Origin of the sequence: Acidovorax sp. 22279, assembly GCF_052045435.1 — a bacterium.
GTDB lineage: Bacteria > Pseudomonadota > Gammaproteobacteria > Burkholderiales > Burkholderiaceae_C > Acidovorax > Acidovorax delafieldii.
Genome location: NZ_JBQEOV010000021.1, coordinates 1 through 13,739, shown reverse-complemented (window position 1 = coordinate 13,739; position 13,739 = coordinate 1). Strand labels below are relative to the sequence as shown.

12 protein-coding genes are annotated in these 13,739 nt (G+C 66.1%); 6 read left to right on the top strand and 6 right to left on the bottom strand.

The features are described 5' to 3' along the window. Positions 1-83 precede the first annotated feature (83 nt). The gene (locus ACTJKQ_RS21995) at positions 84-1,427 is read left to right on the top strand and encodes a branched-chain amino acid ABC transporter substrate-binding protein (protein ID WP_099730806.1); all 1,344 of its coding nucleotides are present in this window, start codon (positions 84-86) and stop codon (positions 1,425-1,427) included. 46 nt (positions 1,428-1,473) lie between these two features. Here ACTJKQ_RS21995 and ACTJKQ_RS21990 read toward each other — a convergent pair whose 3' ends face one another. The 6 genes from ACTJKQ_RS21990 to ACTJKQ_RS21965 form a co-directional block, all read right to left on the bottom strand. Next, on the bottom strand, positions 1,474-2,235 hold the full coding sequence (locus ACTJKQ_RS21990) for an ABC transporter permease (RefSeq protein WP_056744038.1): 762 nt from the start codon (positions 2,233-2,235) through the stop codon (positions 1,474-1,476). Between the two features lie 5 nt (positions 2,236-2,240). After that, positions 2,241-3,233 carry an ABC transporter ATP-binding protein gene (locus tag ACTJKQ_RS21985; RefSeq protein ID WP_260668084.1) on the bottom strand — a complete coding sequence of 331 codons (993 nt, stop codon included), beginning with the start codon at positions 3,231-3,233 and terminating at the stop codon, positions 2,241-2,243. Between the two features lie 175 nt (positions 3,234-3,408). Next, positions 3,409-4,521 carry a lytic murein transglycosylase B gene (gene mltB, locus ACTJKQ_RS21980; RefSeq protein WP_440598057.1) on the bottom strand — a complete coding sequence of 371 codons (1,113 nt, stop codon included), beginning with the start codon at positions 4,519-4,521 and terminating at the stop codon, positions 3,409-3,411. 141 nt (positions 4,522-4,662) lie between these two features. After that, positions 4,663-6,702: a transglutaminase family protein gene (locus ACTJKQ_RS21975; protein ID WP_440598056.1), complete on the bottom strand. Its 2,040-nt coding sequence runs from the start codon at positions 6,700-6,702 to the stop codon at positions 4,663-4,665. Between the two features lie 125 nt (positions 6,703-6,827). Then, positions 6,828-7,871 (bottom strand): DUF58 domain-containing protein, encoded by a 1,044-nt coding sequence (locus ACTJKQ_RS21970; protein ID WP_440598055.1) that lies wholly within the window; start codon positions 7,869-7,871, stop codon positions 6,828-6,830. Between the two features lie 3 nt (positions 7,872-7,874). After that, a complete protein-coding gene (locus ACTJKQ_RS21965; RefSeq protein WP_056058381.1) occupies positions 7,875-8,795 on the bottom strand; it encodes an AAA family ATPase in 921 nt (306 codons plus the stop codon). Between the two features lie 101 nt (positions 8,796-8,896). On the opposite strand from ACTJKQ_RS21965, the gene ACTJKQ_RS21960 reads away from it, so the two are divergent. From ACTJKQ_RS21960 to ACTJKQ_RS21940, 5 genes are all read left to right on the top strand, one after another. Then, positions 8,897-9,802 (top strand): histone deacetylase family protein, encoded by a 906-nt coding sequence (locus tag ACTJKQ_RS21960; protein ID WP_056058384.1) that lies wholly within the window; start codon positions 8,897-8,899, stop codon positions 9,800-9,802. A gap of 141 nt (positions 9,803-9,943) precedes the next feature. Further along, entirely contained in the window at positions 9,944-10,735 is a 792-nt protein-coding gene (locus ACTJKQ_RS21955) for an enoyl-CoA hydratase (RefSeq protein ID WP_056058387.1), read from the top strand. A gap of 11 nt (positions 10,736-10,746) precedes the next feature. Beyond that, positions 10,747-12,075 carry a mechanosensitive ion channel family protein gene (locus ACTJKQ_RS21950; RefSeq protein ID WP_440598054.1) on the top strand — a complete coding sequence of 443 codons (1,329 nt, stop codon included), beginning with the start codon at positions 10,747-10,749 and terminating at the stop codon, positions 12,073-12,075. 225 nt (positions 12,076-12,300) lie between these two features. Then, a complete protein-coding gene (locus ACTJKQ_RS21945) occupies positions 12,301-13,050 on the top strand; it encodes an electron transfer flavoprotein subunit beta/FixA family protein (RefSeq protein ID WP_015015119.1) in 750 nt (249 codons plus the stop codon). Further along, on the top strand, positions 13,051-13,739 hold a 689-nt coding region (locus tag ACTJKQ_RS21940; RefSeq protein WP_440595634.1), incomplete at its 3' end, for an electron transfer flavoprotein subunit alpha/FixB family protein.

Sequence of the window (13,739 nt, the reverse complement as noted above, 5' to 3'; positions counted from 1 at the left end):
CTATACACTGCGCGGCTCTCGACGTGGTCGCCGCATGGCAGAGAGGTGTGTGCGGCCACGCCGCATTTCAAGGGAAAAATGCCATGAATAAATTGCAATCTGTGGGCTTGAAATCAGGCGCTGCGGCATTACGTCACACCGTTTGGGCAGCCGCAGTGGCCCTTGCAGGCGCCGTGGCGTTGGCGCCTGCCGCGCAAGCGCAGACCCCGCCCTCGGCAGCCGTGGCCCAGGCCAGGCCGGTCAAGCTGGCGCTCATCGAAAGCCTGTCGGGCCCTTTTGCCAACACGGGCGAGGCTGTGTACCGCAATATCTACTGGGCCATGGAGCGCGTGAACGCACGCGGCGGCGTGCAGCTGCCTGCCAGCAGCGGCGGCCCCCGCCCGCTGGTGCTGGAGCGCTACGACAGCAAGGGCCAGAACGAAGAAGCCCTGTCTGCCCTGCGCGCCGCGATTGACGATGGTGCGCAGGTCATCCTGCAGGGCAATTCGTCGTCCACGGCCGCCGTGCTGATCGAGGCCATCAACAAGCACAACGAGCGCGAGCCGAACAAGCGCGTGCTGTTCCTCAACTACTCGGCGGTGGACCCCATCCTCACCAACGAGAAGTGCAGCTTCTGGCACTTCCGTTTTGATGCCCATGCCGACATGCGCATGGCCGCGCTGATGGAGGTGATGCGCGAGGACAAGGCCTTGAAGAGCGTCTACCTCATCGGCCAGGACTACAGCTTTGGCCAGGCCGTGCTGCGCGAGGCCAAGAAGCAGCTGGCTGCCCAGCGCCCCGATGTGGCGGTGGTGGGCGAAGAGCTGCACCCCATCGGCCGCGTGAAGGACTTTGCGCCTTATGCCGTCAAGATCAAGACCAGCGGCGCGCAGGCCGTGGTCACCGGCAACTGGGGCAATGACCTCACGCTGCTGGTCAAGGCCGCGCGGGATGTGGGCTACGAGGGCAGCTTCTACACCTTCTATGGCAACGCGCTGGGCGCTCCCGCCGCGATTGGCGACGCAGGCATCGGCAAGGTGGTGGCCGTGGCCGACTGGCTGCCCAACGTGCCGGGCGCGCAAAGCGAGGCGTTCTACCAATCCTTCCGCACACGCTTTCCCAAGCCGCAGGACGACTACGTGCACATGCGCATGCAGCTGATGGTGGAGGCCCTCGCCCAGTCCATCGAGCGCGCGGGCAGCACCGATGTGGTGGCCGTTGCGCGCCAGATGGAGTCGGCCAACGTGCAACTGGCCGGCCAGGGCGGCACCATGCGCGCGGCCGACCACCAGTTCCAGCAGGCCTTGGCGGTGGGCGTGATGGACAAGAAAGGCGCCCCCGGCGTGAAGTTCGACGTGGAAGGCTCGGGCTACGGCTTCCGCGTGGTGCGGCAGATTGCGGCGGCCAAGGCGCAGCAACCGCACAGCTGCCAGATGCAGCGTTACTGATGCGTGGGTCCGCCCCGGGCGGCCGGGGCGGCCGGGGTGATCGCGCTCAGCGCCGGATGCGGTGGCCCGTCTTGAACACCCACCGCACCACGGCGAGGCACAGGGCCATGAACACCAAGGTCATGCTGGTGCTCACCGCGATGTGCACGTCGGCATGGCCATAAAACGCCCACCGCAGCCCGCTGATGAGATAGACCACCGGGTTGAACAACGAGACGGTCTGCCAGAACGGTGGCAGCATGCTGATGCTGTAAAACGCCCCACCCAGAAAGGTGAGCGGCGTGATCACCAGCAGCGGGATGACCTGCAGCTTTTGAAAGCTGTCCGCCCACAGGCCAATGAGGAAGCCGAACAGGCAGAACGTGACGGCCGTGAGCACCAAAAAGCCCACCATCCACACGGGGTGCGCCACCTCGTACGGAACAAACACGCGGGCGGTGGACAGGATGAGCACCGACACCAGCAGCGACTTGCTGGCTGCCGCACCCACGTAGCCCAGCAGCACCTCCACCCAGTTGACCGGCGCGCTCAGCAGTTCGTAGATGGTGCCCGACCATTTGGGCATGTAGATGCCAAAGGCCGAGTTGGAGATGCTTTCGGAGAGCAGCGACAGCATGAGCAGGCCGGGGATGATGTAGGCGCCATAGCTCACCCCGCCGATGTCGCCCATGCGCGAGCCAATGGCGGAGCCGAAGACGATGAAGTACAGCGCGGTGGTGAGCACGGGCGCAATGAGGCTTTGCATCCAGGTGCGGAAGGCGCGGTTCATTTCGAAGCGGTAGATGGCGCGCACGCCATGCAGGTTCACACCGGTCATGCTGGGATCGCTTTCTGGGGCGAAGGGGTGGGGACCTTGTCCTGGTGCACCAGGCTGACGAAGATGTCTTCGAGCGAGCTTTCGCTGGAGTGCAGGTCCTTGAAGTCGATGCCGTGCTCGGTCAGGGCGCGCAGCAGGGCGGCGATGCCGGTGTCTTCCTGCTGCGTGTCGAAGGTGTACGTCAGGACGGTGCCGTCCTGGCTCAGGGCCAGAGGCCAGCGGGCGAGCGGTGCGGGCACTTGCGCCATGGGCTGCTGCAGCGTGATGGCCAGCGCTTTCTTGCCCAGCTTGCGCATCAGCACGGCCTTGTCTTCCACCACGATCAACTCGCCCTTGCGGATCACGCCGATGCGGTCGGCCATGTCCTCGGCTTCTTCCAGGTAGTGGGTGGTCAGGATGATGGTGGTGCCCGCGTCACGCAGTTCCCGCACCAGGCGCCACATGTCGTGGCGCAGCTCCACATCCACGCCGGCGCTGGGTTCGTCGAGGAACAAAATCTTGGGCTCATGCGACAGTGCCTTGGCGATCAGCACGCGGCGTTTCATGCCGCCCGACAGCGCGAGGATCTTGTTGTCCTTCTTGTCCCACAGCGACAGGTCCTTGAGGATTTTCTCGATGTACGCGGGGTTGGGGGCCTTGCCGAAAAGCCCCCGGCTGAAGTTCACCGTGGCCCACACCGTCTCGAACGAGTCGGTGTGCAGCTCCTGGGGCACCAGGCCAATGGCAGCACGTGCTGCGCGGTAGTCGCGCACCGTGTCGTGCCCATCGGCCGTGACGGACCCCGCCGTGGCATTGCTCATGCCACAAATCACGCTGATCAGCGTGGTCTTGCCCGCGCCATTGGGCCCCAGCAGGGCAAAGATCTCGCCGCGCCGGATGTCCAGGTCGATGTTCTTGAGTGCCTGAAAGCCGCCGGCGTAGGTTTTGCTCAGGCCGCGTACACGGACGATGGCGTCCGTGTCGGGTGCTGGAGAAGGTGATGCAGGCATTGGGTGGATTCTCTGGGAGGGCCAGGGCGCGCCGCCGTGGCCGGGCCGCTGTGCAAGCGGTCAAAGCCGGGCATTGTGGACTGACTTGCGCAAGTGTGCTGGGCGGGGGCTCCGTGCCCGCAGAAACCCCCGGGTTGCGCCGTTCGGCGAGTGGCTCGCAGCGGTGGGGCAGCGGTCAGCGCGCCGCCGCCACCTCGCGCCCCAGCTCGATGACGGCCATGGCGTAGTAGCTTGACCAGTTGTAGCGCGTGATGGCGTAGAAGTTTTCGGTGCCTGCCACGTAGCTGGGCGCATCGTTGCCGTTTTGCAGTTCCACCAGCGCCAGCGGGCCCGTGTGCTGCACGCCCTGGGCATCCAGCACAGCGCCCTTGGCCAACATGCTGGTGGCACTGAAGGTGGGCAGGATGTCGGGGGCGAGCAGGTCGTCCAGCTGCAGGCGCGCATGGTCGAACTGCACCCCAAAGTGCGTGGGCATGCCGGGCGTCCAGCCGTGGCCGCGGAAGTAGTTGGCCACCGAGCCAATGGCGTCGGCCGGGCTCTTGAACAGGTCCACGCGGCCGTCGCCATCAAAGTCCACCGCATAGCGCACCCAGCTCGATGGCATGAACTGGCCCAGGCCCATGGCGCCGGCATAGCTGCCGCGTGGCTCAAACGGGTCGGTGTTGCTGCGGTTGGTGAGGCTCAGGAACTGCTCCAGCTCGCGGCGGAAGAAGTCGGTGCGCTCCTTGGCGCGCGGGTGTGCAGTGGGGAAGTCGAACGCCAGCGTGGCCAGCGCGTCCATCACACGGAAGGTGCCCATCTGCTGGCCGTAGATAGTCTCTACCCCGATGATGCCCACGATGATCTCGGCAGGCACGCCAAACTCGCGCTCGGCACGCTCCAGCGTGGCCTGGTTCTCCTGCCAGAACCGCACGCCTGCACGGATGCGGATGGGGTCGATGAAGCGGCTTCGGTACACGCGCCAGTTCTTGGCCGTGCCCTTGGCGGGCGGCAGCATGAGGCGGGGCACCTGTGACAAGAAATGCGCCTGCCCGATGGCCTGGCGCACCCACTCGCGGTCCAAGTCCCGCCGTGTGGCCAGGTCGTCGGCAAAGTCCATGGCCTCAGGGCGCGATGCGTAGAGCACCGGGGCCTTGGCACTGGCCCGCCCCTGGTGGGCCTGGCCGGCTTTGGCATGTGCCTTCTGGGCCGCCGGTTTGGGTTGATTTTCGGGCTTTGCGCTAGCGGGTAATGCACAGGCAGCTATCAAAAATATAGCTGCCGTGGTCCATGATGCTGTCTTCTTCATGTCAATGGTTCGTCATGTTGTGGCTCCCTGCAGCGTCTGATACCGGCGCGCTCCAAGACCAGGGATGCCAAGCAAGGGCCGCCCCGCAGCGAGGGCATCGTCCCCCTGGGGGGAAGCGGCGCAGCCGCTCAGGGGGGTGATTCACTGTTTCGGCCAGGCGAGGCTGCGGAACTCCCGCCGCAAATCGCCCAGGGCGGCCTCCGGGTGGGGGGCGTAGCGCACGCGCTCCAGCCGCAGCAGCCAGTCGGCCACCGCCGCAGCGGGTGCGCCGAATTGTGCCTGCACCCGCTCGGCCATGGCCCGGGGCGGCAAGGTGTCGGGCAATGCCATGCCTGCGCGGGCCAGACGCTGGCGCGCGCGGGCCAGCAGGCGCAGCCAGGGGTCGTGCTGGCTGCGCTCCCACAGGCTCCAGCCCATGCCCCCAAGGGCCGCCACGACGATCAGGATGCCCAGCACCATGGTCAGGTCCTGCCAGCTGGGCGACTCAAAGCCCAGGGACTTGAGCAGGTCCAGCTGGCGGCTCTGGGTGTAGTTGAGCACCCACTGGTTCCAGCTGTTGTTGACGGCCTCCCACACGGCGCGCAGGTTCTGCGCCAGCCCCGGGCTGATGACCGTGCCCATGGCGGTGGCAAACGCCCCTTGAGGCGCGCGCAGCCTCTGAAAGGCCCCGGTGCGGCCGGGCGATACGGCGCCCGTGGGGTCCACCCGCACCCAGCCCCGGCCGGAGAGCCAGACTTCGGCCCAGGCATGGGCGTCGCTCTGGCGCACGGTCCAGAGCTTGTCCACGGGGTTGCGGTCGCCGCCCTGGTAACCGGTAACGATGCGGGCCGGGATGTCGAGCGCACGCATCAGCACCACAAAGGCCGAGGAGATGTGTTCACAAAACCCTTCCTTGCGGTCAAACCAGAACTCATCGGCCGTGTGCTGGCCGTACACGCCGGGCTCCAGCGTGTACACATATCCGCCGGTGCGCAGGAGGTTCAAGGCGGCATTGACAAGGGCCTCGGCGTTGTCTTGCGCGGGGTTGGGGTTGAGCTGTGGGTCGTTGCGCAGTTGCTGGGCCAGCGCCAGCGTGCGGGGATTGAAGCCGGTGGGCAGCTCGGTATAGGTGCGCAGGGCGGCGTTGGGGGCGCTGGGGCCGTGGGCAAACTGCGTGTAGCTTTCGGCCTTGTAGCGCACCACGTCGGTCACTGCGCGGGTGGTCAGCCACTGCAGGTCTTGCGTCATGAAGGTCTCCATGCCAGCCACTGCGGGCTTGTCCACCGCAGCGTCCAGCAGCAGCAGCCAGGGCCGCTGGTGGGGCTCCAGCGTCACTTCGTAGCGCACGGGCTGGCCTTGCACGCGCAGATTGGCGACGGTACTGGCGCGTGCCTGCGAGTAATCGCCGGGGCGGGGCGACACCGGGTGCCATTCGACGCCGTCGAAGGTGCCGAACACGGGGCCGCGGAAGTACAGATCGCTCTGCGGTGGTGCGGCGCCGTCAGGGGTGTCAAACCGCACGCGCATGGCCACCGTGTCGTCCAGCGCCAGCTCGGCAATGTTCCCCACCTTCATCACACCCGACAGGCCGCTGCGCCCGCTCATGGTGTCGCTGGGCATGCCCCACAGGGGCGCCATGCGCGGGAACAGCATGAACAGCGCCGCCATGATGGGCGCGCCCAACAGCGCCATGGTGCCTGCTGTGCGCAGTGCCTGCGAAAGCGGTGGCCGCCCCACAGGCATGTGGGCGTTGACCAGGGCCGTGAGCAGCCCCAGCAGCGCCACCAGCATGGCAGCGGCCGTGAACAGCGACTGCGAGAAGAAGAAGTTGCTGAGCATCGTGAAGAAGCCCAGGAAGAAGACCACCAGCGCGTCGCGTCGCGCGCGCAGTTCTAGCATCTTGAGCGCCAGCAGCATCACGATCAGCGTCACCCCTGCATCGCGGCCCAGGATGGTGCGGTGGGTGTACAGCGTGCCCGCCACCGCGATCACCAGCGGAACGGCCAGCACCCAGCGCGTCGGCAGCGGGCGGCCCTTGAAGGCCAGCCAGCCGCGCCACAGCATCAGTCCGGCCGCCAGCAGGCTCGCCCATACAGGCAACACGTTGACCTGCGGGGCGATGACCCACGCAATCACGGCGAGCAGGAACAGCGTGTCGCGCGCGTCGCGCGGCAGTGCGTTGAGCGTCTGACGCAGGGTCATGGCTGCGCGGTGGAACGGGGGGGTATGGATTTCATGTTGCTATTTATTTGATAGCCGTACAGGCAATATGAATATGCGCTTGGAGCCGATAGGGGCCAAATTCGGCAGGAATGGGCAGTGGCAGGTCAACACAGGGCCAACGCCTCCAGGCAGCGGCGGCGGTGGGCGGCCCCCGTGTCGGGCGCGATCTCGGTGCCGGGCAGGCGCAGGCCGTAGTCCAGGCCCAGGCGGTCGGCTTGCAGCACCCAGGCCGTCAGGCGCGACACGCGTGCCTCATGGTTGGGCAAGACGGCGTGGGCCAGGTCCAGCCACAGCTCGTGCCGCTGGGCCTGTTGCGCGTCACGGCTCACCAGGTCATCGGTGCCGGTGGCCAGCGACTTCGCCGCTTTCTTCCAGACCACCAGTTTGAGCGGGTCGCCCCGCCGGTAGGCCCGCACGCCGTCGAATTCGCCGATGCCCTGCGACGGCGCATTGCCCGTGCCACCGGCGCGGGGCTCGCCCGGCGGCAGGGGTTGTGGCGGCACCTCGGGCGCGGGGTACACCAGCACCTCGGCAGCAGGGCGCCAGTAGGTCCACACGCGGAAGGTGCCCAGCGGAAACCGCGTTTCGGCCGTCAGTGTGGGCACGCGGTGCAGCCCCCGGCGCCCGGGCTGGAAGGCCACCTGCACGCTGGCCTGGCCCTGGGCGGGCACGTCGGTCCAGGCCCAGTGGTGTTCGGCCTTGCCGGTGCCGTGCACGGCCAGGGCAATGCCATAACGCGGCGACTTGCGACCACTGGACAGCTGGATCTCAAACGCCGTGCTGGTGCCCAGAAAATGTGGCTCGGGTGCCTTCAGGTGCAGCGTCAGCCCGCGCAGGTTGGCGTGGCAGATGTGCATGCCCACCACCGCGCTGCCAGCCAGCAAAAAGGTCAGCAGGTAGCCCAGGTTGAGCTGGTAGTTGATGGAGGCCACCAGCAGCACCACGAGCGTGAGCGCCAGCATCCAGCCCGAGCTGGTGGGCAGGATGTAGACATTGCGCTGGGTGAGCTGCAGCGTGTCGGACAGCGGCAGGCGTGCCTGCCACCAGCGCTGGAAGCGCCTGCGAAGGCGCGCCACGGGGCTGAGCCGCGCGGCCAGGCCGCGCCAGCCCGTGGTCGTCGTGAGGGAAGGGTGGGCGGCGGATTCCATCGATCAGGGCAGCGGCACGGCATCGACCATGGCGCGCACCTGCTCGACCGCGCCGCGCCCGGCGTCGCCCACGGGCACCAGGCGGTGGGCAATGGTTTGCGGCAGCACGGCCTGCACATCGTCCGGCGCCACATAGTCGCGCCCGCTGATCAGCGCCTGGGCCTTGGCGGCGCGCAGCATGGCAATGCCCGCGCGGGGCGACAGGCCCTGCAAGAACCAGCGCCCCGAGCGGGTGGCGGCGATCAGGTCCTGCACGTAGTTGAGCAGGGGATCTGCGGTGTGCACGGCCTGCACCTGGCGCTGCAGCTCGGCCAGTTCGTCGGCGGACAGCAGAGGCAGCAGGCTGCTCACCATGTCGCGCCGGTCGGCGCCCGACAGCAGCAGGCGCTCGGCGGCGCGGTCGGGGTAGCCGATGGAGATGCGCATCAAGAAGCGGTCAAGTTGCGACTCGGGCAGCGCAAAGGTGCCCAGCTGGTCGTGTGGGTTCTGGGTGGCGATCACGAAGAAGGGGTGGGGCAGGGCGCGGGTTTCGCCCTCGACCGACACCTGCTTTTCTTCCATGGCTTCCAGCAGGGCGCTTTGCGTCTTGGGGCTGGCGCGGTTGATTTCGTCGGCCAGCAGCACCTGGGCAAACACCGGGCCGGGATGGAACACAAAGGCTTCCTTGCCACGTTCGTACACCGACACGCCGGTCAGGTCGCTGGGCATGAGGTCGGCAGTGAACTGGACGCGCGAAAACTGCAGCCCAAAGGTGTGGGACAACGCGTGCGCCAGTGTGGTCTTGCCCACACCCGGCACGTCTTCAATGAGCAGATGCCCCCCCGCCAGCAGGCAGGCCACGCAGTCCTGAACCTGGGCCTTTTTTCCCACGATCACCGTGTTAAGCTGATCCAGAAGCGATTTGATCTTGTGCTGTGCATTCATGGCACGACGTTATCCGAAAAACGGCAAAAAATGCGAGACGCGGGGACAAGACTGTGAGCAAGACGGGCTATTTCACCCATCGGGATTGTTGGAAGCACGAGATGGGCCCGGGCCACCCCGAATGCCCCGAGCGGCTGGATGCGATTGAAGACCGTTTGCTGGTCACTGGCGTGGGAGATGCGCTGGAGCGCTACGAAGCCCCGGAAGCCTCGCTGGCCGACATCGAACTGGCCCATGGCCGCATGCACATCGCCGCCTTGCGCGGGATGTCTGACCGGCTCAACGAAGAGCTGATGGCCGGCGGCCCCAGCTATGCGCAGATTGACACCGACACCTCCATCAACGCCCACACCTGGAAGGCGTCGCTGCGTGCTGCGGGTGCTGCGCTGGCCGCCACCGACGCGGTGATGGCAGGCGAGGTCGAAAATGCCTTCTGCTCCGTGCGCCCCCCGGGGCACCATGCCTGCCGCGACAAAGCGATGGGCTTTTGCTTTTTCAACAACGTGGCGGTGGCGGTGAAATATGCGCTGCAGCGCTACAACCTGCAGCGCGTGGCGGTGGTGGACTTTGACGTGCACCACGGCAATGGCACGGAGGACATCCTGGCCAATGACCCGCGGGCGCTGATGGTCAGCATCTTCCAGCATCCGTTCTACCCCTACAGCGGCGACCACGATCCCGCCCCCAACATGGTCAACGTGCCAGTGCCCGCGTACACACGCGGCATGGACATCCGCGAGATCATCGAGATGATGTGGATGCCCCGGCTGGAGGCCTTCAAGCCCGAGATGATTTTTGTGAGCGCCGGTTTTGATGGCCACCGCGAGGACGACATGGGCCAGCTGGGTCTGACCGAGCAGGACTACACCTGGATCACCCAGCGCGTGAAGGACGTGGCCCGGCGCTACTCCAAGGGCCGCATCGTGTCGTGCCTGGAGGGTGGCTACGTGATGGGGCCGCTGGCGCGCAGTGTGGAGGCGCATTTGCGGGTCCTGGCCGATCTTTGACTCCCCCTGAGCCGCCTGCGGCGTCTCCCCCCCTGAGGGGGGCGCCACCCGTGGCCTGGCGGAGCCAGCTCCACGGTGGCACTGGCCTCATGCGCGCCTGTTTCAAACGCCCCTCGCATTGCTGTGCACAGGAGAAACAACATGACGATTCCAAATTCTGACGAGCTGCTGCTGATCACCCGTGATACGCGCGGTGTGATCACCCTCACTTTGAACGACCCTGCACGCTTCAATGCGTTGGGCTCTGAAATGCTGACAGCCCTGCAACAGGCGCTGGACGAAGCGGGCCGCGACGAATCTGTGCGCGTGGTGGTGCTGGCCGCAGCAGGCAAGGCCTTCTGTGCCGGGCACAACCTCAAGGACATGGCGGCGAACCCGGACCTGGCGTACTACCAAAAGCTGTTTGCGCAATGCAGCCGCATGATGCTGACCATCCACAAGCTGCCAGTACCCGTGATCGCCAGGGTTCAGGGCATGGCGACGGCCGCAGGCTGCCAGCTGGTGGCGCAGTGTGACCTGGCCGTGGCGGCCGACAGCGCGAGTTTTGCCACCAGTGGCATCCACTACGGCCTGTTCTGCGCAACGCCGAGCGTGCCGCTGGTGCGCAATGTGCCCGCCAAGCGGGCGATGGAAATGCTGCTCACCGGCGACTTCATGGATGCGCCCACTGCACTCGCGCAAGGGCTGGTGAACCGGGTGGTGCCCGCCGATGCGCTGGATGCCGAGGTCGAGCAATTGGTGCAATCCATCCTGCAAAAGCCCCGTGTGGCCGTGGCCATGGGCAAGGCGCTGGTGTACCAGCAGCGCGAGCTGGGCATTGATGCCGCCTACCAGTTGGCAGGCCAGACCATGGCCACCAACATGATGGACTCGGCCGCCCAGGAGGGCGCCTGTGCGTTTGCCGAAAAACGCCAGCCCGCCTGGAAGCGTTGAGGCACCGCACGATGGACAAGCCGATGCTCGACGACGTGGGCCTGTGGGTGCAGGCCTTTCTCAGCCCCACGGTGCTGGTGGAGCTGGCTGTTTTGGCAGTCTGCGTGGGCCTGGCCTGGGGGCTGGTGGCGCTGCTGCAGCGCGGCCTGCGCCGGGGCGACCCGCGCTCCATCCTGTTTGGTGTGCGGATCGTGGATGGCGCGCTGTTTCCGCTGGTGCTGCTGAGTCTGGCCTACATCGCGCGCACCCTGCTGCACCATTGGGTGGCGTTGGCGGCTTTCAAGATTGCGATCCCGGTGCTGGTGGCGCTGGTGGTCATTCGCATTGGCGTGAAGGTTCTGCAGGTGGCCTACCCGGACGCTGCCTGGGTGCGGCCCATCGAGCGCTCCATCTCCTGGATGGCGTGGCTGGGCATGGTGCTGTGGGTCACCGGGCTGCTGCCGCTGGTGCTGGACGAGCTGGACCAGATCCACTGGAAAGTGGGCGGGGCGACGCTGTCGGTGCGCACCATCATCGAAGGGGCGGTCACCGCAGCGGCAGTGCTGCTGATTGCCCTGTGGATCTCGGCGGCCATCGAGTCGCGGCTGCTGCGCTCGGCCACGGGTGCCGAGCTGTCGCTGCGCAAGGCGGTGAGCAATGCGGTGCGGGCGCTGCTGGTGTTTGTGGGCTTGCTGGTGGCCTTGTCGTCGGTGGGCATCGACCTGACTGCGCTGTCGGTGCTGGGCGGTGCGGTCGGCGTGGGCATTGGCTTTGGCCTGCAGAAGCTGGCCGCCAACTATGTGAGCGGTTTTGTGATCCTGGCCGAGCGCAGCATGCGCATCGGCGACAACGTCAAGCTCGATACGTTCGAGGGGCGCATCACGCAAATCAATGCCCGCTACACCGTCATACGCTCGCCCTCGGGGCGCGAATCCATCGTGCCCAACGAACTCTTGATCACCCAGCGGGTGGAAAACCTGTCGCTGTCAGACCCGCGCGTGTGGATGTCCACCGTGGTCAGCGTGGCCTATGAGAGCGATGTGGACCAGGTGGCCCAGTTGCTCACCGATGCCGCCCTGGTCAGCCCGCGCGTGCTGCGCGACCCCGCCCCCAGCGCCGCGCTGTCGGCCTTCGGGGCCGATGGGCTGGAGTTCACCGTGGGCTTCTGGATTGCAGACCCTGAAAACGGATTCCTGGGACTGCGCTCGGACATCAACCGGGCCATCCTGAGTGCGCTGCGGGCCCACCAGATCGAAATCCCTTACCCCCAGCGGGTCATGCATGTGCAGGTCGATGGCGCAGTCCCTGCAGCGATGTCGCCGGGCGGGGCTCCCGCGCCAGCACCGGCTTCGGCGGGCTGATCCGGTTGCAGGGTGATACCCCGGCGGGTGCCCGGTAGCGCAGGCGACAGCAAACTCTAGACACTGGCCTGGTTCACTCGCCTATAATTCACAAAAAGCACGATCGTTCTTTTTTGTGATTGTGCAGTCTGTGTGGTGGCTCCGTAGCGCTTTCGCTGCAGTGCGACATAGAATGTTCTAGTTTACGTAAACGTCAATTCAACCAACTCTCTAGGAGCCGCAGCAATGAAGGTCTTGGTCCCTGTCAAGCGCGTGGTGGACTACAACGTGAAGGTCCGCGTGAAGTCGGACAACACGGGTGTGGACATCGCCAACGTGAAGATGAGCATGAACCCCTTTGACGAAATCGCCGTCGAAGAGGCCGTGCGCCTGAAAGAAAAAGGCCTGGTGACCGAAGTCATCGCAGTCTCCTGCGGCGTGGCCCAGTGCCAGGAAACCCTGCGCACAGCCATGGCGATTGGCGCCGACCGCGCCATCCTGGTCGAGACCGACGTGGAACTGCAGCCCCTGGCCGTGGCCAAGCTCCTGAAGGCCCTGGTGGACAAAGAGCAACCCTCGCTCATCATCCTGGGCAAACAAGCCATCGATGACGACGCCAACCAGACCGGCCAGATGCTGGCGGCCCTGGCCGACCTGCCCCAGGCCACGTTCGCCAGCAAGGTTGAACTGGCTGCAGACAAGGTCAGCGTGACCCGCGAAGTGGACGGCGGCCTGGAAACCCTGGCCCTGACGCTGCCCGCCGTCATCACCACCGACCTGCGTCTGAACGAGCCCCGCTACGTCACCTTGCCCAACATCATGAAGGCCAAGAAAAAGCAGCTCGATACCGTCAAGCCCGAAGACCTCGGTGTGGACGTGGCTCCGCGCCTGAAGACCCTCAAGGTGACCGAGCCCGCCAAGCGCGGCGCTGGCATCAAGGTGGCCGACGTGGCCGCCCTGGTCGAAAAACTCAAGAACGAAGCGAAGGTGATCTAAATGTCGGTACTCGTTATTGCTGAACACGACAACGCGTCCATCAAGGGCGCCACGCTGAACACCGTGACGGCCGCTGTGGCCTGCGGCGGCGACGTGCACGTGCTGGTGGCCGGCCACAACGCCGGTGCTGCTGCACAAGCCGCCTCCAAAATAGCCGGTGTTGCCAAGGTCATCCACGCCGACGCCCCTGGCCTGGAACACGGCCTGGCAGAAAACGTGGCCGCGCAAGTCCTCGCCATCGCATCCAACTACAGCCACATCCTGTTCCCCGCGACTGCCAGCGGCAAGAACGTGGCCCCCCGCGTGGCGGCCAAGCTGGACGTGGCCCAGATCAGCGACATCACCAAGGTGATCGCAACCGATACGTTTGAGCGCCCCATCTACGCCGGCAACGCCATTGCCACCGTGCAAAGCCAAGATGCCGTCAAGATCATCACCGTGCGCACCACCGGCTTTGACGCCGCAGCCGCCACGGGTGGCAGCGCCGCTGTCGAAACCGCCGCCGCCACGGCCGACGCAGGCAAGAGCAGCTTCGTGGGCAGCGAAATCGCCAAGAGCGACCGCCCCGAGCTGACCGCTGCCAAGATCATCGTCTCCGGTGGTCGTGCGCTGGGCAGCAAGGAAAAGTTCGACGAAGTCATGACGCCCCTGGCCGACAAGCTGGGCGCCGCCCTGGGTGCCAGCCGCGC